The organism is Streptococcus sp. oral taxon 431 (assembly GCF_023110115.1).
Taxonomy (GTDB): domain Bacteria; phylum Bacillota; class Bacilli; order Lactobacillales; family Streptococcaceae; genus Streptococcus.
Genome location: NZ_JALDVP010000001.1, coordinates 320,993 through 341,709, shown reverse-complemented (window position 1 = coordinate 341,709; position 20,717 = coordinate 320,993). Strand labels below are relative to the sequence as shown.

General features: G+C 38.4%; 19 protein-coding genes. 16 read left to right on the top strand and 3 right to left on the bottom strand.

All coding sequences use genetic code 11. The annotated features are described in order from the left end of the window. Positions 1–4 precede the first annotated feature (4 nt). The 16 genes from recN to lacG all read left to right on the top strand — a co-directional run bounded on the left by recN (position 5) and on the right by lacG (position 16,512). Positions 5–1,672: a DNA repair protein RecN gene (gene recN, locus M1F91_RS01800; RefSeq protein ID WP_247912384.1), complete on the top strand. Its 1,668-nt coding sequence runs from the start codon at positions 5–7 to the stop codon at positions 1,670–1,672. Beyond that, positions 1,673–2,401 (top strand): metallophosphoesterase family protein, encoded by a 729-nt coding sequence (locus M1F91_RS01795; protein ID WP_247912383.1) that lies wholly within the window; start codon positions 1,673–1,675, stop codon positions 2,399–2,401. A gap of 81 nt (positions 2,402–2,482) precedes the next feature. Continuing rightward, the gene (gene lepA / locus M1F91_RS01790) at positions 2,483–4,306 is read left to right on the top strand and encodes a translation elongation factor 4 (protein ID WP_036757546.1); all 1,824 of its coding nucleotides are present in this window, start codon (positions 2,483–2,485) and stop codon (positions 4,304–4,306) included. Positions 4,307–4,379: 73 nt separating this feature from the next. Then, positions 4,380–4,991 (top strand): hypothetical protein, encoded by a 612-nt coding sequence (locus M1F91_RS01785; RefSeq protein ID WP_247912382.1) that lies wholly within the window; start codon positions 4,380–4,382, stop codon positions 4,989–4,991. 180 nt (positions 4,992–5,171) lie between these two features. Continuing rightward, on the top strand, positions 5,172–5,648 hold the full coding sequence (locus M1F91_RS01780; RefSeq protein ID WP_247912381.1) for a PTS sugar transporter subunit IIA: 477 nt from the start codon (positions 5,172–5,174) through the stop codon (positions 5,646–5,648). A 40-nt stretch (positions 5,649–5,688) separates the two neighbouring features. Then, positions 5,689–5,994, top strand: coding sequence for a PTS sugar transporter subunit IIB (locus M1F91_RS01775; RefSeq protein WP_006151856.1), 306 nt, complete (start codon positions 5,689–5,691; stop codon positions 5,992–5,994). Positions 5,995–6,043: 49 nt separating this feature from the next. After that, the gene (locus M1F91_RS01770) at positions 6,044–7,519 is read left to right on the top strand and encodes a PTS galactitol transporter subunit IIC (protein ID WP_247912380.1); all 1,476 of its coding nucleotides are present in this window, start codon (positions 6,044–6,046) and stop codon (positions 7,517–7,519) included. A gap of 95 nt (positions 7,520–7,614) precedes the next feature. Further along, positions 7,615–8,508 (top strand): aldose 1-epimerase family protein, encoded by an 894-nt coding sequence (locus M1F91_RS01765; protein WP_247912379.1) that lies wholly within the window; start codon positions 7,615–7,617, stop codon positions 8,506–8,508. A gap of 263 nt (positions 8,509–8,771) precedes the next feature. Next, positions 8,772–9,197, top strand: coding sequence for a galactose-6-phosphate isomerase subunit LacA (gene lacA, locus M1F91_RS01760; RefSeq protein ID WP_006148584.1), 426 nt, complete (start codon positions 8,772–8,774; stop codon positions 9,195–9,197). A 148-nt stretch (positions 9,198–9,345) separates the two neighbouring features. Next, a complete protein-coding gene (gene lacB, locus M1F91_RS01755; RefSeq protein WP_247912378.1) occupies positions 9,346–9,861 on the top strand; it encodes a galactose-6-phosphate isomerase subunit LacB in 516 nt (171 codons plus the stop codon). Positions 9,862–9,871: 10 nt separating this feature from the next. Beyond that, positions 9,872–10,801, top strand: coding sequence for a tagatose-6-phosphate kinase (locus M1F91_RS01750; protein WP_247912377.1), 930 nt, complete (start codon positions 9,872–9,874; stop codon positions 10,799–10,801). A gap of 1 nt (position 10,802) precedes the next feature. Continuing rightward, complete coding sequence (gene lacD, locus M1F91_RS01745; RefSeq protein ID WP_006148581.1) at positions 10,803–11,783, top strand: tagatose-bisphosphate aldolase; 981 nt, start codon at positions 10,803–10,805, stop codon at positions 11,781–11,783. A gap of 230 nt (positions 11,784–12,013) precedes the next feature. Further along, positions 12,014–12,850, top strand: coding sequence for a PRD domain-containing protein (locus tag M1F91_RS01740; RefSeq protein WP_247912376.1), 837 nt, complete (start codon positions 12,014–12,016; stop codon positions 12,848–12,850). Between the two features lie 33 nt (positions 12,851–12,883). After that, positions 12,884–13,201, top strand: a complete 318-nt coding sequence (locus M1F91_RS01735; RefSeq protein WP_247912375.1) for a PTS lactose/cellobiose transporter subunit IIA — start codon at positions 12,884–12,886, stop codon at positions 13,199–13,201. Continuing rightward, a complete protein-coding gene (locus tag M1F91_RS01730) occupies positions 13,201–14,892 on the top strand; it encodes a lactose-specific PTS transporter subunit EIIC (protein WP_247912374.1) in 1,692 nt (563 codons plus the stop codon). The genes M1F91_RS01735 and M1F91_RS01730 overlap by 1 nt, the downstream gene beginning before the upstream one ends. Before the next feature lie 213 nt (positions 14,893–15,105). Next, positions 15,106–16,512, top strand: a complete 1,407-nt coding sequence (gene lacG / locus M1F91_RS01725; RefSeq protein ID WP_348982805.1) for a 6-phospho-beta-galactosidase — start codon at positions 15,106–15,108, stop codon at positions 16,510–16,512. A gap of 39 nt (positions 16,513–16,551) precedes the next feature. Here lacG and M1F91_RS01720 read toward each other — a convergent pair whose 3' ends face one another. The 3 genes from M1F91_RS01720 to nrdE all read right to left on the bottom strand — a co-directional run bounded on the left by M1F91_RS01720 (position 16,552) and on the right by nrdE (position 20,709). Further along, positions 16,552–17,319 (bottom strand): DeoR/GlpR family DNA-binding transcription regulator, encoded by a 768-nt coding sequence (locus M1F91_RS01720; protein ID WP_247912372.1) that lies wholly within the window; start codon positions 17,317–17,319, stop codon positions 16,552–16,554. 130 nt (positions 17,320–17,449) lie between these two features. Further along, the gene (gene nrdF / locus M1F91_RS01715; protein WP_006148574.1) at positions 17,450–18,412 is read right to left on the bottom strand and encodes a class 1b ribonucleoside-diphosphate reductase subunit beta; all 963 of its coding nucleotides are present in this window, start codon (positions 18,410–18,412) and stop codon (positions 17,450–17,452) included. A gap of 137 nt (positions 18,413–18,549) precedes the next feature. Further along, on the bottom strand, positions 18,550–20,709 hold the full coding sequence (gene nrdE / locus M1F91_RS01710; protein ID WP_247912371.1) for a class 1b ribonucleoside-diphosphate reductase subunit alpha: 2,160 nt from the start codon (positions 20,707–20,709) through the stop codon (positions 18,550–18,552). Positions 20,710–20,717: the final 8 nt, after the last annotated feature.

Genomic DNA, 20,717 nt, shown 5'->3' with positions numbered 1-20,717 from the left:
CCTTATGTTACTTGAAATTTCAATTAAAAACTTTGCCATCATTGAGGCTATTTCACTTAATTTTGAGAAGGGAATGACAGTTCTGACTGGGGAAACCGGTGCTGGGAAGTCTATCATCATCGATGCTATGAATATGATGCTGGGTGCCAGAGCTACAACGGACGTCGTTCGTCATGGTGCTCCTAAGGCTGAAATTGAAGGTCTTTTCTCGGTTGAAAACAGTTATGCTTTGCAAATGATTTTTGATGAGCAAGGAATAGAGCTAGGTGATGAAATCATCATCCGTCGTGAAATTTTACAAAACGGGCGTAGTGTTAGTCGTGTCAATGGACAGATGGTTAATCTATCTGTTCTTCGCTCAATTGGACAGTATCTTGTTGATATCCATGGCCAACATGATCAAGAAGAGTTAATGCGTCCCCAATTGCATATTCAGATGCTTGATGGGTTTGGTGATGCAGATTTTCTGGAACTGAAGCAAGCCTATCAGACAAACTTTGATGCTTATCGAAAAATGCGTAAGCAACTTCTTGAGATTAAGAAAAATCAAGAAGAGCACAAGGCTCGTATTGAAATGTTGGAATTTCAGATGGCTGAAATTGAATCTGCGTCCCTACAGCCAGGTGAAGACCTCAAACTAAACCAAGAACGAGATAAACTTTTAAATCATAAAAATATTGCTGATACGTTGACTAATGCTTATACAATGTTAGATAATGAAGAATTTTCAAGTCTAGCTAACGTGCGTTCAGCTATGAATGATATGGAAAGTTTAGAAGAGTATGATGTAGAATATCGTGAAATTTCTACTTCCTTATCTGAATCTTATTATGTTCTAGAAGATGTTACTAAACGCTTAGAGGATATTATTGAAAGTCTTGATTTCGACGGTAATCGTCTCATGCAGATTGAAAGCCGTTTAGATCTCATTCACGCCATTACACGTAAGTATGGTGGGAATGTTGACGATGTCTTGATGTACTTTGCTAAAATCACAGAAGAATACAACCTTCTGACTGGCAATCATTTATCTTCAGATGATATGGAAGCAGAACTCAAAAAATTAGAAGTAAGTCTAGTTGATTTAGCAACTAAGCTAGCATCTGCTCGACATAACTTAGCTCAACAATTAGAAAATGAGATTCAGCAAGAACTCAAAGACCTCTATATGGAGAAAGCTCGGTTTCAGGTTCAATTTACTAAAGGTAAGTTTACTCGTGAAGGAAATGAAAGTGTTGAATTTTACATCTCCACCAACCCTGGAGAAGACTTTAAACCATTGGTTAAAGTAGCTTCTGGAGGAGAGTTGTCTCGCCTTATGTTGGCGATCAAGTCAGCCTTTTCTCGTAAGGAAGGTAAGACCAGTATTGTATTCGATGAAGTGGACACAGGAGTTTCAGGTCGTGTAGCCCAAGCAATCGCTCAAAAGATTCATAAAATTGGTCAGCACGGCCAAGTATTAGCTATATCTCATCTTCCTCAAGTCATTGCGATCGCAGATTATCAGTTCTTTATTGAAAAGATTAGTAATGACTATTCAACTGTTTCAACAGTTCGCTTGTTGACAGTTGAAGAAAGGGTGGAAGAAGTTGCTAAAATGTTGGCTGGTGAGAATGTTACTGAAGCTGCACTTAGTCAAGCGAGAGAATTGTTGCAAAGTAAGGAGAAATAAATGACAGACTATTATGTAATTGGAGATGTTCACGGAAAAGCAGGAATGCTTGAAGACCTTCTAAAAACATGGGATGGTAAGACTCAATTACTCTTTCTTGGAGATTTGATTGATAGAGGAGAAGATAGTCGTCGTGTCCTTGAAATGGTCAAAGACTTGGTAGAAAATCAAGGAGCGATTTGCATTTCAGGAAATCACGAGTACATGTTTTTAACTTGGTTGGATAATCCTGAAGAAAGCTATGACCACTATCGTCGTAATGGTGGGGATACAACTATTAATTCTATTTTGGGGCGTCCACTGGATGCACCAGTAGATGGAGTAGCAGATGCTAAGCGTGTAGAAAATGAAGCAGCAGACTTGGTTGCTTTTATCCGACAAATGCCTTTCGTGATTGAAACAGATAAGTATATCTTTGTTCATGCAGGAATTGATTTAACTTTGGATGATTGGCATGAAACTACAGATTACAAGAAAGTCTGGCTCAGAAAACCATTCCACGAAGCAGTTAATCATACAGGGAAAACAATTGTCTTTGGGCATACACCAGTCTATGGACTTTTGGAACAAAAACTAGGAACTGCAGAACTTTGGATGACAGAAGATGGAAAAATTGGAATGGATGGAGGAGCTGTCTATGGTGGTGTCCTTCATGGAATTGTCTTTACTGACCAAGGTATGAAAGACCACTATTTCATCGAAAATGACGGCTTTGTTGCTGAAGATTAATACTCTCTACAGGGTATTATGGTCTTGTCAAAAACATAAAAACAATTTATAATTAATAGATACCCTGAAAGGAAGAGAATCTTGAATTTAGAAGAATTGAAAAAACGTCAGGAGAAGATCCGAAACTTTTCCATTATCGCGCATATTGACCATGGGAAGTCAACATTGGCGGACCGTATTTTGGAGGCTACAGAGACGGTTTCTAGTCGTGAAATGCAAGCTCAGCTTCTTGATAGTATGGACCTAGAGAGAGAGCGTGGGATTACTATCAAACTGAATGCCATCGAGCTTAATTATACTGCCAAAGACGGCGAGACCTATATTTTCCACCTGATTGACACACCAGGACACGTGGATTTCACTTATGAGGTATCACGTTCTCTAGCTGCCTGTGAGGGAGCCATATTGGTTGTCGATGCTGCCCAAGGGATTGAGGCTCAAACATTAGCTAACGTTTACCTTGCCTTAGATAATGATTTGGAGATCCTTCCAGTTATTAACAAGATTGACTTGCCTGCTGCAGATCCAGAGCGCGTGCGTACAGAAATTGAAGATGTCATCGGTCTGGATGCTAGTGAGGCTGTATTAGCTTCAGCAAAAGCTGGGATTGGAATTGAAGATATTTTAGAGCAAATTGTAGAAAAAGTTCCAGCACCAACTGGTGATGTATCAGCACCATTAAAAGCTTTGATTTTTGACTCAGTTTACGATGCTTATCGTGGTGTTATCCTCCAAGTTCGTGTCATGGATGGAGTTGTTAAGCCTGGTGATAAGATTCAGCTCATGAGCAATGGTAAAACCTTTGATGTTACTGAGGTCGGAATATTCACACCCAAAGCAGTAGGACGTGACTTCCTTGCGACAGGTGACGTTGGTTATATTGCAGCATCTATCAAAACTGTTCAAGACACTCGTGTCGGTGATACAGTTACCTTGGCGGCGAACCCTGCTTCAGAACCCCTATCTGGATATAAGCAGATGAATCCGATGGTTTTCGCAGGTCTTTATCCAATCGAGTCAAATAAATACAATGACCTTCGTGAAGCCCTTGAAAAATTGCAGTTGAACGATGCTAGTCTTCAGTTTGAACCCGAAACATCGCAAGCTCTTGGTTTTGGTTTCCGTTGTGGATTCTTGGGTCTCCTTCATATGGATGTTATTCAAGAACGTTTGGAACGTGAGTTCAACATTGACTTGATCATGACTGCACCATCCGTTATTTACAAGGTCAATCAGACTGATGGTGAGTCTATGGATGTATCGAATCCATCCGAGTTTCCTGATCCTACTAAAATTGCAACTATTGAAGAACCTTATGTTAAAGCACAAATCATGGTACCACAGGAATTTGTAGGAGCTGTTATGGAACTAGCTCAGCGCAAACGTGGTGACTTTGTCACGATGGACTATATCGATGATAATCGTGTCAATGTTATCTATCAAATTCCACTAGCTGAGATTGTCTTTGATTTCTTTGATAAGCTCAAATCTTCAACACGTGGCTATGCAAGCTTTGACTATGAACTGTCAGAGTATCGCCCATCTAAACTGGTTAAAATGGATATCCTTCTCAATGGAGACAAGGTTGATGCACTCAGCTTTATTGTTCACAAGGACTTTGCTTATGAACGTGGGAAACTCATCGTTGATAAACTCAAGAAAATCATTCCACGTCAACAGTTTGAAGTTCCAATCCAAGCAGCTATTGGGCACAAGATTGTAGCTCGTACAGATATCAAAGCTCTTCGTAAAAACGTTCTTGCCAAATGTTATGGAGGAGATGTTTCGCGTAAACGTAAACTTCTTGAAAAACAAAAGGCTGGTAAAAAGCGTATGAAAGCTATCGGATCAGTAGAAGTTCCTCAAGAAGCCTTCCTAAGTGTCTTGAGTATGGATGAAGAATAATTGATTCCTAATACAGTTATCTTTTGACACTTATCTTTTCATTCATTAGAATAGAAGTGAAAGGAGAAGGATTATGAAAAAAATCGTCAGCTTATCTACACTTTTAGTGTGTTGCCTTTGCCTCGCTGCTTGTAATACTTCAAAATCTAAAAAAGAAGCGACTTCAGAAACAACAACAGTTCAAGAAACTACTACAGCCCAAGAAACAACAACTGTAGCCGAATCAACAATTAAAGATACACAGGTAATTGGGTCAGATGCTTATGGCTACGTAAAAGTGCCAAAATCATGGATTCATTTTACGGAAGTTGAGGGTGGTGATGATATTCAGTACTGTGATGGAACGGACATCAATATCGTAACCCTAAATACTTTTAAACCAGAGCACCTTGGTGTTAGTGAAAGTGAATATGCTGCTCTTGATGCTGTTCAAGTCTCTACTAGTGTTTATCAAACTAAACAACAAAGCAAGGATTTCTCTAAAGTTTGGGGATCTAAGTCAAAAATTGGTGGTTATGACGCCTATGTCGTAAACTGTATTGCTAAAAATGGTAAATATCTAGTGATCTGGATCTTTAAATCAGACGATGGTAAGTTTAGATACGTTTCTCTAGAAGGAACACCTGAAGTGTTGAAGGATATGCTTCCATTGATTGAACAAAGTTGGACTACAAAAAAAGATTAATAGAAAAACAGGATGTATGTCCTGTTTTTTCTTTCTTTTTCAAAACTGTTTAAAATTATTTGCTGTTTAAAATCAAACAAAAAAAATAAAAATCAAACAAAATACAACAAAAAATATTGACAACGGTTTCATATGGTGATATACTTGTATCATAAAAGTTAGATATGAAAGGAGAAGGTCATGGGATTAGACCATTTCTTCAGCAGAGACTTAGTCTTTTGTCTAGAAGCGGATAATCAAGAGCAACTATTTGATCAAGTTGCAACCCTATTGGAAGAAAAGAAAGTTGTTACGGATACCTATCGATCGGCATTGGTTGAACGTGAAAAAATGTTCCCAACCGGTTTAGATATGGAATTTCTTGGGAAGGACTTGCCGAATGTAGCAATCCCTCACACAGACACAATTCATAATTTAACTGAAAACGTTGTTGTAGTTCGTTTAGCGAAACCAGTAACATTTCACAATATGATTGCGCCCGACAAGGAAGTAGAAGTATCATTACTCTTCTTTATCATCAATAATTCAAGTTCAAGTCAAACAAATATTCTTGCTCAATTGATGGACTTCTTTACAGGTGACGGTCATCTTGATGCACTCTCTAAGATTACAGAACCAGAAGCTTTGTTCCAATATATCTCAGAAAAAACTGCTTAATTTGTAAATAAATAGAAACTAAAAAATGGAGGAAATCCAAATGATTAAAATTCTTGCTGCATGTGGTGCCGGTGTTAACTCAAGCCACCAAATTAAAAGCGCTCTAGAAGAAGAGCTCTCTAGCCGTGGATACGACGTACAGTGTGACGCAGTTATGGTTAAAGATGTCAACGAAGACTTGATTAAAGGTTATGATATCTTCACGCCAATCGCTGCAACTGACTTAGGTTTTGACCCTGGTATCCCAGTAGTTGAAGCTGGACCTATCTTATTCCGTATTCCAGCGATGAGCGCTCCAGTCTATGACAATATTGAAGCAGCAATCAAAGAACACGGATTAAGTTAATTATAATTTTGTTAAAATTCCATATCACATAATAAAGGGAGGAAAAATTATGGATTTCATTATTCAATTAGCCAATGATTTCTTTAAACCAATCTTGGCTATGGGTGGCCCAATCATCATGTTAATCATTTTGACAGTATTGGCCCTATTGTTCGGAGTTAAATTCTCCAAAGCTCTTGAAGGTGGTATTAAACTTGCCATCGCTCTTACTGGTATCGGTGCTATCATCGGTATGTTAAATGGTGCATTCTCAGAATCACTAAAAAAATTCGTTGAAAACACAGGACTTCAACTAAATATCACTGACGTAGGTTGGGCACCACTTGCTACAATCACATGGGGTTCTGCATGGACACTTTATTTCTTGCTTATCATGTTGATTGTCAACATTGTAATGCTTGCAATGAAGAAAACAGACACACTTGACGTTGATATCTTCGATATCTGGCACTTGTCAATCACAGGTCTTTTGATTAAATGGTACGCTGACAAGAGTGGAGTTAGCCAAGGAGTTTCTCTTTTCATCGCTACTGCAGCAGTTGTTCTTGTAGGGGTTCTTAAAATTATTAACTCTGACTTGATGAAACCAACTTTCGACGACCTTCTTAATGCACCAAGTTCATCACCAATGACTTCAACTCACATGAATTACATGATGAACCCAGTTATCATGGTTTTGGATAAGATTTTTGATAAATTATTGCCAGGTCTTGATAAATACGACTTTGACGCTGCTAAATTGAACAAACGAATCGGTTTCTGGGGATCTAAATTCTTCATCGGTTTCATTCTTGGTATCGTTATCGGTTTAATGGGTACTCCACATCCGGTTCCAGGTGTAGAAGGTGCAGAAAAATGGGAACTTGTTATTAAAGGTTGGTTGTCACTTGGTTTGACTGCCGGTGTCTGCTTGGAGCTCTTCTCACTTATCGGTTCATGGTTCATCGCAGCCGTAGAACCACTTTCACAAGGTATTACAAACGTTGCTACTAAACGTCTTCAAGGACGTAAATTCAACATCGGTCTTGACTGGCCATTTATCGCTGGTCGTGCTGAAATCTGGGCTTGTGCGAACGTACTTGCACCAATCATGTTGGTTGAAGCAGTGCTTCTTTCAAATGTCGGAAATGGTATCTTGCCACTTGCTGGTATCATCGCAATGGGTGTAACTCCAGCTCTCTTGGTTGTTACTCGTGGTAAATTGCTCCGTATGATTATCTTCGGAACACTCTTGTTGCCACTCTTCCTTCTTTCAGGTACACTTATCGCACCATTTGCAACAGACCTTGCTAAAGGTGTAGGTGCCTTCCCAGAAGGTGTGGATCAAACACAACTTATCACTCACTCAACACTTGAAGGGCCAATCGAAAAACTTCTTGGTTGGACAATTGGTAACACTACAACAGGTGATATCAAAGCAATTATTGGTGCAGTGATCTTCCTTACTTTCTACATTGGTATCTTTGCATGGTACAGAAAACAAATGATCAAACGTAATGAAGAATACGCAGCAAACGCTAAATAATTTGCTCCTAAAAATGTAAATTGTAAAAACTAGGTTGTCAGTTTCCACTATGGAGCAGTCAGCCTAGTTTTTTTAGAAAATTAGAGGTATGACTTATGATTGTATTAAAATCAGATCAATTAAATGTTGAGTTTCAAACACTTGGAGGAGCGCTATCCTCTATAAAAGATAAAGATGATGTAGAGTATTTGTGGCAGGGGGATCCAACTTATTGGAGTGGGCAAGCACCCGTATTATTCCCAATATGTGGTTCAGTAAGAAATGATACGGTCCTTTATGATAAGGAAGATGGTAGTCAAAAAGAAGGAAAAATCCCTCGACATGGCTTAGTACGAAAAAAAGATTTTACATTAGTAGAACAAACAGATAATTCTGTTACATTTGCTATTGAAGATGATGAAGAAATGTATGCAAATTACCCTTATCATTTTCGTTTAGAAATTACGTATACAGTGACTGAGAAAACCATACGTACACAGTATAAAATATATAATAAAGAAGCTGAAAAATTGATGCCATACTTTATCGGTGGGCATCCTGGTTTTAACTGTCCCTTACTAGATGACGAGGTATATGAAGATTACTATCTTGAATTTGAAAAGCCAGAAACATGTACAGTTCCAAAACCTTTCCCAGAAACAGGAATGTTGGATTTCAAAGATAGAAGTTCTTGGTTAAATAATCAAAAAGAATTAGACTTGAATTATGACTTCTTTAGCTATGATGCTGTGACATTAGATGAGTTGGAATCTCGCACAGTAGCTTTGCGTTCACGAAAACATGATAAAGGTTTGAAACTAGATTTTAAAGAGTTTCCAAATTTAATCGTATGGTCAACTCTTAATAAAGGGCCTTTTATTGCCTTGGAACCATGGTCAGGTTTGTCTACTTCAATAGAAGAAGGAGATAGACTGGAAGATAAGAAAGATGTTAGGATTATAAAACCTAGTGATTTTGATCAGGTTGGATTTGATATCGAGATTTTATAAAAAAATAAACAAAAACAAACATAAATTGTTGACTTTTCCAACTAATCGTAGTATATTATGTTTATAAAGAACAATTTGTGTTTATTTTAACAAGATTACTGTTCTGGCTTTTCTCTGAAGAAAGCTTATTAAGAAACGAATAAGATATTTGTTCTTAATTTAAATTATTGTCAACAAAACTACTAGTAGCTATTTGAGAAAGGCCTCTTTTAGGCTAGAATCAGAAAGTTTTACTGGTCTATTATAAAAAAGGAGTATACAATATGGCTATTGTTATTGGTGCAGATGCTGCAGGTTTAAGATTGAAAGAAGTCGTAAAAGACTTCTTGGAAAAAGAAAACTTCCACGTAGTGGATGTTACAGCAGAAGGTCAAGACTTCGTTGATGTAACTCTTGCGGTTGCGGAAGAAGTTAAGAAAGAAGAACAAAACCTTGGTATCGTCATTGATGCTTATGGTGCAGGTCCGTTTATGGTTGCTACTAAAATCAAAGGAATGGTTGCTGCAGAAGTTTCTGATGAACGTTCAGCTTATATGACTCGCGGTCACAACAACTCACGTATGATTACTATGGGTGCTCAACTTGTTGGTGATGAATTGGCTAAAAACATTGCTAAAGGCTTTGTAAATGGTAAATACGACGGTGGTCGTCACCAAATCAGGGTCGACATGTTGAACAAAATGTGCTAATACTCTTCAAAAATCAAGATAATCTGTCGTTAGCTCACTTTAGCTAACCTCAGTTATGCTCGCAGCTCGCTTCCTAAGCTAATCTTGATTTTTCTTGAGTTAAGATAAATGATATTAGATTTATACAATTAATCGGAGGGAATAACTAATGAGAATTGCAATCGGATGTGACCACATCGTAACAAATGAAAAAATGGCTGTTTCAGAATTTTTGAAATCAAAAGGACATGAAGTTATCGACTTTGGTACTTATGACCACGCTCGTACCCACTATCCAATCTTTGGTAAAAAAGTTGGTGAAGCAGTAGTTAGTGGCCAAGCTGATCTTGGTGTATGTATCTGTGGTACTGGTGTAGGTATCAATAATGCTGTTAACAAGGTTCCTGCTGTTCGTTCTGCTTTGGTTCGCGATATGACAACAGCTCTATATGCAAAAGAACAATTGAATGCCAACGTAATCGGATTTGGTGGTAAAATCACTGGTGAATTGCTCATGTGTGATATCATTGAGGCTTTCATCAACGCTGAATACAAACCATCAGAAGAAAACAAAAAATTGATCGCTAAAATCCAACACGTTGAAACTCATAACGATCATCAAACTGATGCCAACTTCTTTACAGAGTTCCTTGAAAAATGGGATCGTGGTGAATACCACGACTAAGAGGTGACTTATGATTTTAACAGTCACAATGAACCCATCCATTGATATTTCCTATCCTTTGGATGAACTGAAAATTGACACTGTCAACCGTGTTGTAGATGTCACTAAAACGGCTGGTGGTAAAGGTCTTAACGTTACTCGTGTCCTATCAGAATTTGGTGACTCCGTAGTGGCAACAGGACTTGTCGGTGGTAAACTTGGTGATTTTTTAGTAGAAAATATTGATGATAAAGTAAGCAAACGTTTCTTCTCTATTCAAGGTGAAACCCGTAACTGTATCGCAATTCTACATGGAGATAACCAAACAGAAATCCTAGAAAAGGGTCCTGAAGTTCAAGAAAAAGAAGGTCAAGATTTCTTGGCTCATTTCAAAGAACTTATAGAGACTGTAGAGGTAGTGGCCATTTCAGGTAGTCTACCTGCAGGACTTCCAGTTGATTACTATGCTAGTTTAGTTGAACTTGCTAACCAAGCCGGTAAACCTGTTGTCTTGGACTGTTCAGGAGCTGCACTTCATGCTGTTCTTGAGTCTCCACATAAGCCAACAGTTATCAAACCAAATAATGAAGAATTATCTCAACTTTTGGGAAGAGATATTTCTAAAGACTTGGATGAATTAAAAGAAGTCCTTCAAGAACCACTATTTGATGGAATCGAGTGGATTATCGTTTCCTTAGGTGCTAACGGAGCATTCGCTAAACACGGTAACACTTTCTACAAAGTAGATATTCCAAGAATTCAAGTAGTAAATCCAGTCGGTTCTGGCGATTCTACAGTGGCAGGTATTGCTTCAGGTCTTTTCCATAAAGAAACGGATCAAGAACTGTTGATCAAGGCAAATGTCCTTGGTATGCTTAATGCTCAAGAAAAAATGACCGGTCATGTCAATATGGCTAACTATCAAGGTCTATATGACCAATTAATTGTGAAAGAGGTATAAAATGGTTTTAACAGAAAATAAACGCGCTTGTATGCAAAAACTCTCTGATGAGAATGGTATCATCTCAGCTCTCGCTTTTGACCAACGTGGTGCTTTGAAACGCCTCATGGCTCAATACCAAACAGAAGAGCCAACAGTTGCTCAAATGGAAGAACTTAAAGTATTGGTAGCAGATGAATTGACTAAATATGCTTCATCTATGCTACTTGACCCTGAGTACGGGCTTCCAGCTACAAAAGCACTTGATCCAAATGCAGGTCTTCTCCTTGCTTATGAAAAAACAGGATACGATACAACAAGTACAAAACGCTTGCCAGACTGCTTGGACGTTTGGTCTGCAAAACGTATCAAAGAACAAGGTGCAGATGCCGTTAAATTCTTGCTTTACTATGACGTAGATAGCTCTGACGAACTCAACCAACAAAAACAAGCCTACATTGAACGTATTGGTTCTGAGTGTGTAGCTGAAGATATTCCATTCTTCCTTGAAATCTTGGCTTACGATGAAAAGATTGCGGACGCAGGTTCTGCAGAATACGCTAAAGTAAAACCACGCAAGGTTATCGGTGCTATGAAGGTCTTCTCAGACCCACGCTTTAACATTGATGTCTTGAAAGTGGAAGTTCCAGTTAACGTGAAATACGTTGAAGGATTTGGCGATGGCGAAATCGTTCACACACGTGAAGAAGCAGCAGACTTCTTTAAAGCTCAAGACGAAGCTACTAACTTGCCATACATCTACTTGAGTGCAGGTGTATCAGCTAAGCTCTTCCAAGAAACTCTTGTATTTGCCCACGAATCAGGTGCAAACTTCAATGGTGTTCTTTGTGGACGTGCAACATGGGCTGGATCAGTTGAAGCCTACATCAAAGACGGTGAAGCAGCAGCTCGCGAATGGCTTCGTACAACTGGTTTTGAGAACATCGATGAACTCAACAAAGTTCTTAAAACAACAGCAACTTCATGGACCGAACGTGTGTAAGTTTCCACCCTTTTTATGTCAAAACCCAGCTAAAAAACTTTTAAAAAAAGTTGTATGTAAAGGTTTACAAAATAAAAATCTTGTGCTATACTTAAGTCACAAGTTAATAAGAGTGAGTGTTACTAAGTAATATTAGGCATGATCACAGATGACTCAGAAATATATTTTCAGGGTCATTTGTGGTCATTTTTTATGCTCTAGCTCTTAAATGAGAGAACAAGGAGGTCGACATGTATCGGATATTAAATCCAATGAATAACAATGTTTCTCTTGTGCGAAATAGCAAGGGAGAGGAGTTGATCGTAGTCGGTAAGGGTATTTCGTTTGGTAAGAAAAAGGGAGATTTGATTTCTGAGGATCAGGTTGAAAAAGTCTTTCGGATGAAGACTGAAGAATCTCGAGAGAATTTTATGACTTTACTCAAGGATGTTCCGTTAGACTTTATTACCGTTACTTATGAAATTATCGATAATCTTTCAAAAAAATACCAATATCCTATTCAAGAGTACCTCTACGTAACCTTGACAGACCATATCTATTGTTCTTATCAAGCGATTAGCCAAGGACGTTATAAGGATAGTAATTTACCTGATATTTCAAAGGAGTATCCTATTGCTTTTCAAATAGCTCAAGAGTCTTTTGAAATCTATAATAGTAAACTATCTGGTAATTTACCAAAGGATGAAATAAAAAGAATAGCCTACCACTTTATTAATGCCGAGGGTGAGAATGAGGTAGAAGTTGCAGAGGCTATTGATAAGAGAAAGGAAATCATAAAGAAGGTTGAGAGTCTTCTCAGGAGCTATAACATTCAAAGAACCCAAGAAAATAATAATTTCTACGATCGTTTTATGATTCATCTAAATTATTTCTTGGATTACCTTGATCGAAGTCGGGATGATAATCAATCCTTGCTCGATATGGAAGAACATATCAAAACTACATATCCAAAAGCATTCGAGATTGGTAGCAAAATTTATGAAGTCATTGCACAGGAAACGGGTGTTGACCTTTATAAGAGTGAACGAGTTTACCTTGTTCTACATATTCAACGTTTATTGTCATAATATTACTAAAAATTATATAAGGAGAAATCTATCATGAATAGAGAAGAAGTAACATTGTTAGGTTTTGAAATTGTTGCCTATGCTGGCGATGCTCGTTCAAAACTATTGGAAGCCTTGAAGGCTGCTGAAGCTGGTGATTTTGCAAAAGCGGACGCTCTGGTAGAGGAAGCTGGTAGCTGTATTGCAGAGGCCCACCACGCGCAAACTAGTCTATTGACTAAGGAAGCTGCTGGTGACGATTTGGCTTATAGCGTGACCATGATGCATGGCCAAGATCACCTGATGACAACAATCTTGCTAAAAGATTTGATGCATCATTTAATTGAACTTTATAAAAGAGGAGCTAAATAATGAATAAGTTAATTGCCTTTATCGAGAAAGGAAAACCTTTCTTTGAAAAACTATCTCGTAATATCTATCTTCGTGCTATTCGTGATGGATTTATCGCAGGAATGCCAGTCATTCTATTCTCAAGTATTTTTATCTTGATTGCCTTTGTGCCTAATTCATGGGGATTTGTATGGTCTGATGATGTTGTAGCGCTTTTGATGAAACCTTATAGCTATTCAATGGGTATTCTCGCACTTTTGGTTGCTGGTACAACAGCTAAATCATTAACAGACTCTGTTAACCGTAGCATGGAAAAAACAAATCAAATCAACTATATGTCAACGCTATTAGCTGCTATTGTTGGTTTATTGATCTTGGCAGCTGACCCAATTGAAGGTGGCTTTGCAACAGGCTTCCTCGGAACAAAAGGTTTGCTTTCAGCTTTCCTAGCAGCCTTTGTAACTGTAGCTATCTATAAGGTTTGTGTGAAGAATAATGTTACTATTCGAATGCCTGATGAAGTTCCACCAAATATCTCACAGGTCTTTAAAGATGTTATTCCATTTACGCTTTCTGTCGTTTCCCTTTACGGTCTTGACTTACTTGCTCGTCATTTTGTTGGTGCAAGCGTAGCAGAATCAATCGGTAAATTCTTTGCGCCTCTATTCTCAGCAGCAGACGGTTATGTTGGTATTACGATTATTTTCGGTGCCTTTGCATTCTTCTGGTTTATTGGTATTCACGGCCCATCTATCGTTGAGCCTGCGATTGCAGCGATCACTTATGCAAATGCTGAAGTCAACTTGAACCTTCTTCAACAAGGTATGCACGCTGATAAGATCCTCACATCTGGTACACAAATGTTTATCGTCACTATGGGTGGTACTGGTGCAACTCTTGTTGTTCCGTTCATGTTTATGTGGTTATGTAAATCAAAACGAAATCGTGCTATTGGACGCGCTTCAGTAGTTCCTACATTCTTTGGTGTAAACGAACCAATCTTGTTTGGTGCACCGCTTGTTTTGAACCCAATCTTCTTTATCCCATTCATCTTTGCACCAATTGCAAACGTATGGATCTTTAAGTTCTTTATTGAAACACTTGGCATGAACTCATTTACTGCCAACCTTCCATGGACTACACCAGGACCTCTTGGTATTGTTCTTGGTACAAACTTCCAGTTCTTATCATTCGCTCTTGCAGCATTGTTAATTGTAGTAGATATTGTTATCTACTATCCATTCCTCAAAGTTTATGATGAACAAATTCTTGAAGAAGAACGTTCAGGTAAAACTAATGATGAATTAAAAGAAAAGGTAGCTGCAAACTTTAACACTGCAAAAGCAGATGCGATTCTTGAAAAAGCTGGAGTAGAATCTGCACAAAATACAATTACTGAAGAAACAAACGTCCTCGTTCTTTGTGCGGGTGGAGGAACAAGTGGTCTTCTTGCCAATGCTTTGAATAAAGCCGCAGAAGAGTATAAAGTTCCAGTTAAAGCTGCAGCAGGTGGCTATGGAGCCCACCGTGAAATGTTGCCAGAATTCGACCTTGTTATCTTGGCGCCTCAGGTTGCTTCCAACTTCGAAGATATGAAGGCTGAAACAGATAAACTAGGCATCAAATTGGCTAAGACTGAAGGAGCTCAATACATCAAGTTGACTCGTGATGGTAAAGGCGCTCTCGCATTCGTTCAGGCGCAATTCGATTAACGATAGGGACTGTGAAACAGTCTCCTATCGTAACGGAAATCGCTATGGCGATTTTCCTAATCGCTTTGTTAATTCGTCGGTAAAAATATATCGTTTTTACCTCCTCATGTCACAATTCGGTGGCTTGGAACAAGAAGTGAGATGGAGATGGATGGCTCACTAACTCCTCTCCCCTCACTTTTCATTTTATCCAATCAAGAAATAGGTGAAAAAATGACAAAAACACTTCCTAAAGATTTTATTTTTGGTGGGGCAACGGCTGCCTATCAAGCAGAAGGAGCTACGCATACAGATGGTAAAGGTCCTGTTGCCTGGGACAAATACTTAGCTGATAACTATTGGTATACAGCAGAACCAGCTAGTGATTTTTACCATAAATATCCAGTAGACTTACAGTTGGCGGAAGAATATGGCGTAAACGGAATTCGTATTTCTATTGCTTGGTCACGTATTTTCCCAACTGGCTATGGTGAAGTAAATCCAAAAGGGGTAGAATTCTATCATAAGTTATTTGCAGAATGTCATAAACGTCATGTAGAACCATTCGTAACTCTTCACCACTTTGATACTCCTGAAGCTCTTCACTCAAACGGAGACTTCTTGAATCGTGAAAATATCGAACACTTCGTAGATTATGCAGCCTTCTGTTTTGAAGAATTCCCAGAAGTCAACTACTGGACAACCTTCAATGAAATTGGCCCAATCGGAGATGGTCAATACTTAGTAGGAAAATTCCCTCCAGGGATTCAGTATGACCTTGCCAAAGTCTTCCAATCTCACCACAATATGATGGTTTCTCATGCACGTGCTGTGAAATTGTACAAAGACAAAGGCTACAAAGGTGAAATCGGGGTTGTTCACGCCCTTCCAACTAAGTATCCATTGGATCCTAAAAATCCTGCAGACGTACGTGCGGCTGAGTTGGAAGATATCATCCATAACAAGTTTATTCTAGATGCAACCTACCTTGGACACTATTCCGATGCAACCATGGAAGGGGTAAATCACATTTTAGCAGTTAATGGTGGTAGTTTGGACTTACGAGACGAAGACTTTGAAGCGCTTGAAGCAGCTAAAGACTTGAATGACTTCCTTGGAATTAACTACTACATGAGTGATTGGATGGAAGCATTTGATGGTGAAACTGAAATCATCCACAACGGTAAAGGGGAAAAAGGAAGCTCTAAGTACCAAATTAAAGGTGTTGGTCGTCGTGTAGCTCCTGACTATGTACCTCGCACTGACTGGGACTGGATTATTTATCCTCAAGGTTTGTATGACCAAATCATGCGCGTCAAGAAAGACTATCCAAACTACAAGAAAATCTATATCACAGAAAACGGACTTGGATACAAAGATGAGTTTGTGGACAATACGGTTTACGATGATGGCCGTATTGATTATGTGAAACAACACTTGGAAGTATTGTCTGATGCGATTGCAGATGGTGCAAACGTCAAAGGATACTTCATCTGGTCATTGATGGACGTTTTCTCATGGTCTAATGGTTATGAAAAACGTTACGGACTTTTCTATGTTGATTTCGATACACAAGAACGTTATCCTAAGAAATCAGCTCATTGGTATAAGAAAGTAGCTGAAACAGGCCTTATTGAGTAGATTTAACGATAAAAAAAGTCTCACCAATGGTGAGACTTTTTAAGGTGTCGATTTAATAATTTTTGTTTGTTTAGACAAAGTTTTTAGGGTTTCTTGGCTAAGTTTTGAATCTGAAATAATTGTATCAATATCAGCAATGTTATAGAAAGTATAAAAATCAAACTTATTAAATTTACTGTGGTCAGCAAGAAGAATCTTTTTATTAGCATTTTTTAATGCTAGCTTTTGGACTTCGCCTTCATCTTCGCTAAAAGTAGCGATAGCATGATCTTTTATACCATTGCAACTAACAAAAGCTTTAGAGTATTGAAGACTTTCGATATCTTGGAGCGTTAAGGTTCCGACAAAGGCACCGGTGATTTCACGATAATTTCCACCAATCAAAATTAAATCAGTCAGTTTTCGTTCATTCAAGATAATGAAAACAGGAAGGCTATTTGTTACCACACGAATATTATCTATCGGAAGTTCACGCGCAAAGAACTCAAGAGTAGTACCTGGACCGATAAAAATCGTTTCTCTTTCTTCGACTAAATGACCAGCAAACTTTGCGATTTCTTGTTTTTCAGCAATCTGAAGACCTTGCTTTTCGACATTCGAGCGTTCATTTGCTAATAGAGAACCAGAACGAAGTTTTTCAGCGCCTCCATGCACTCGAACAAGTAGATCTTTGTCAGCTAACTCTTGCAGATAACGTCGAGCAGTCATATCAGAAATATCTAAACGATTCATTATTTCTTTGACTGTGATGGTTCCTCTTGTATTGACAATCTCTAAAATCACATCTAGTTTTTCTTGTTTTAGCATTGAATCACCCCCATATCCAATATCATTTTATCACATTTTAAACATCTAAGCAACTTAAATAAAACAAAAATAAACAAAAACAAAAAACATCTGTGTTTGTTTTTAACTCAGATGTTTTTATATTTTTTAATTAGTCTAATCCGTAGTTATAATCATCGTCCTGCATAGCTTCAACTTCACCAAGTAGATAACCATTACCAACTTGAGAGAAGAAGTCGTGGTTGGATGTACCTGTTGAAATCCCGTTCATAACAATTGGGTTTACATCGTCAGCTGAGTCAGGGAAGAGAGGATCTTGTCCTAGGTTCATAAGAGCTTTATTGGCGTTGTAGCGAAGGAAAGTTTTCACCTCTTCAGTCCAACCAACACCATCATATAAACTCTCTGTATAACCTTCCTCATTTTCATAAAGAGTGTAGAGCAGGTCGTACATCCAGTCTTTTAACTTTTCTTGCTCTTCTTCTGGTAATTCGTTGAAACCAAGTTGGAATTTATAACCAATATATGTTCCATGAACTGACTCGTCCCGAATGATGAGTTTGATGATTTCAGCAACGTTTGCCAACTTGTTATTTCCTAAATAGTAGAGTGGAGTGAAGAAACCAGAGTAGAAGAGGAAGGTTTCAAGGAATACACTAGCTACTTTCTTTTCAAGTGGTGTTCCGTTAAGGTAAATCTCATTGATGATTTGTGCCTTTTTCTGAAGATATGGGTTTGTATCAGTCCATTCAAAGATTTCTTCAATCTCAGTCTTGGTATTCAAGGTTGAGAAAATAGAAGAATAAGATTTAGCGTGGACAGATTCCATGAATTGAATATTGTTAAAAACAGCTTCTTCGTGAGGAGTACGAATATCAGCGCGAAGAGCATTTACCCCTGTTTCAGATTGCATGGTATCCAAAAGTGTCAAACCGCCAAAGACTTTTCCTACCAAGTCTTTTTCTTGATTTGATAACTTTCTCCAGTCATCTAAGTCATTAGATAAGGGAATACGTGTATCCAACCAAAATTGTTCAGTTAGTTTTTCCCATGTTGATTTATCGATGACATCTTCGATGGCATTCCAGTTAATGGCTTTGTAGTAAGTTTCCATTACAAATCTCTTTCTTTTGATTTTATTAAAATAGTGATGAATGTTCTAGCCTTGTGTGATTGGGTTACCGCACAAAAAGTCGGTACTCCGACTTTTTGATGTTACCTTATCTTTGTAAACAAGATTTTAGTGAGATTTTAAATCACACAGCTTTCACATTGGTTAGCACCAACTTCACCGCCGTCATCTGTGTAGGTACGAACGTAGTAGATAGACTTAATGCCCTTGTTAAAGGCGTAGTTACGAAGGATAGATAGGTCACGTGTTGTTTGTTTGTTCTCTTTCTTCCATTCGTAAAGACCTGTTGGGATATCACTACGCATGAAGAGAGTAAGTGAAAGCCCTTGGTCTACGTGCTCAGTTGCAGCAGCATAGACATCGATAACTTTACGCATATCCATGTCATAGGCAGAAGTGTAGTAAGGAATAGTTTCGGTTGATAATCCTGCAGCAGGATAGTAAATCTTACCAATTTTCTTCTCTTGACGTTCTTCAATACGTTGGGTAATTGGGTGGATAGAAGCAGATACGTCATTGATGTAGCTGATAGAACCATTCGGAGCTACAGCAAGACGGTTTTGGTGGTAAAGTCCATCTGCTTTAACTTTATCACGAAGTTCAGCCCAATCAGCTGAAGACGGGATAAAGATTCCTTCAAAGAGTTCTTTAACTCGATCAGATTTTGGAACAAATTGACCAGACGTATACTTATCGAAATAAGTACCATTTGCATAGTCTGATTTCTCAAAGTTGTGGAAGGTAATGCCACGTTCACGCGCAATATTGTTTGATTCTACCAAAGTCCAATAATTCAAAAGCATAAAGTAGATGCTTGTAAATTCAACAGACTCAGGAGATCCATATTCGATTAATTGCTGAGCAAGATAGCTGTGAAGCCCCATAGCACCAAGTCCAAATGTATGAGCTTGGCTATTTCCGTGGTCGATAGTTGGAACAGCAACGATGTGAGAGCTATCTGTTACAAAGGTCAAAGCGCGAACCATTGCACGAATAGAACGTCCAAAGTCAGGTGATGTCATCATATTTACAACGTTTGTTGAACCAAGGTTACATGAAACGTCAGTACCCATTTGAAGGAATTCTTGCGCATCGTTGATAAGACTTGGCTCTTGGACTTGAAGAATTTCTGAACACAAGTTACTCATGATAATCTTACCATCGACAGGATTTGCACGGTTAGCAGTATCGATATTGACTACATAAGGATAGCCAGATTCTTGTTGCAATTTAGAAATTTCTGTTTCCAAATCACGGGCCTTAATTTTTGTCTTACGGATGTTTGGATTTGCCACCAATTCATCGTATTTTTCTGTGATATCGATGTAGTTAAAAGGTACACCATACTCTTTTTCAACAGAATAAGGACTGAAGAGATACATTTCCTCATTCTTACGTGCTAATTCGTAGAATTTATCTGGTACCACAACACCAAGTGAAAGAGTCTTGACACGAACTTTTTCATCAGCATTTTCTTTCTTAGTAGAAAGGAAAGCAATAATGTCTGGGTGGAAGACGTTAAGGTAAACAACCCCAGCACCTTGACGTTGACCAAGTTGGTTAGAGTAAGAGAAGCTGTCTTCAAAAAGCTTCATAACTGGTACGACACCAGAAGCGGCACCTTCATACCCTTTGATAGGTGCTCCAGCTTCACGAAGGTTACTGAGGGAAATTCCGACACCACCACCGATACGTGAAAGTTGAAGAGCTGAGTTGATAGAACGTCCAATAGAGTTCATATCATCTGTTACCTGAATCAAGAAACAGGATACCAATTCACCACGACGTGCACGGCCTGCATTCAAGAAAGAAGGTGTAGCTGGCTGGTAACGCTGGTGGATGATTTCATTGGCAATATCAATTGCGATAGCTTCGTCACCATCAGCAAAGTAAAGAGCGTTAAAGAAGACACGGTCTTCCATGCTCTCAAGATAGTACTCTCCGTCATTAGTTTTCAAGGCATATTGATTGTAAAACTTGTATGCTGCCATGAAAGACTTGAATTGGAAGTTTTGATCCTTAATAAATTGGTAAAGCTCTTCTAAGAATTCTGGACGATATTTCTTGATAAACGCTGTTTCGATATAGTCTTGTTTAATAAGGTAATCGATTTTATCAGTGATAGAATCAAAAACCATAGAATTTGGCACAACATTTTCTTTAAAGAAAGCGTCCAAGGCTTCTTTATCTTTGTGGAGCATGATTTGTCCATTAACAGGACGGTTGATTTCATTATTTAGACGGAAGTAAGTTACGTCCTCAAGTTGTTTTAATCCCATAAAATTTC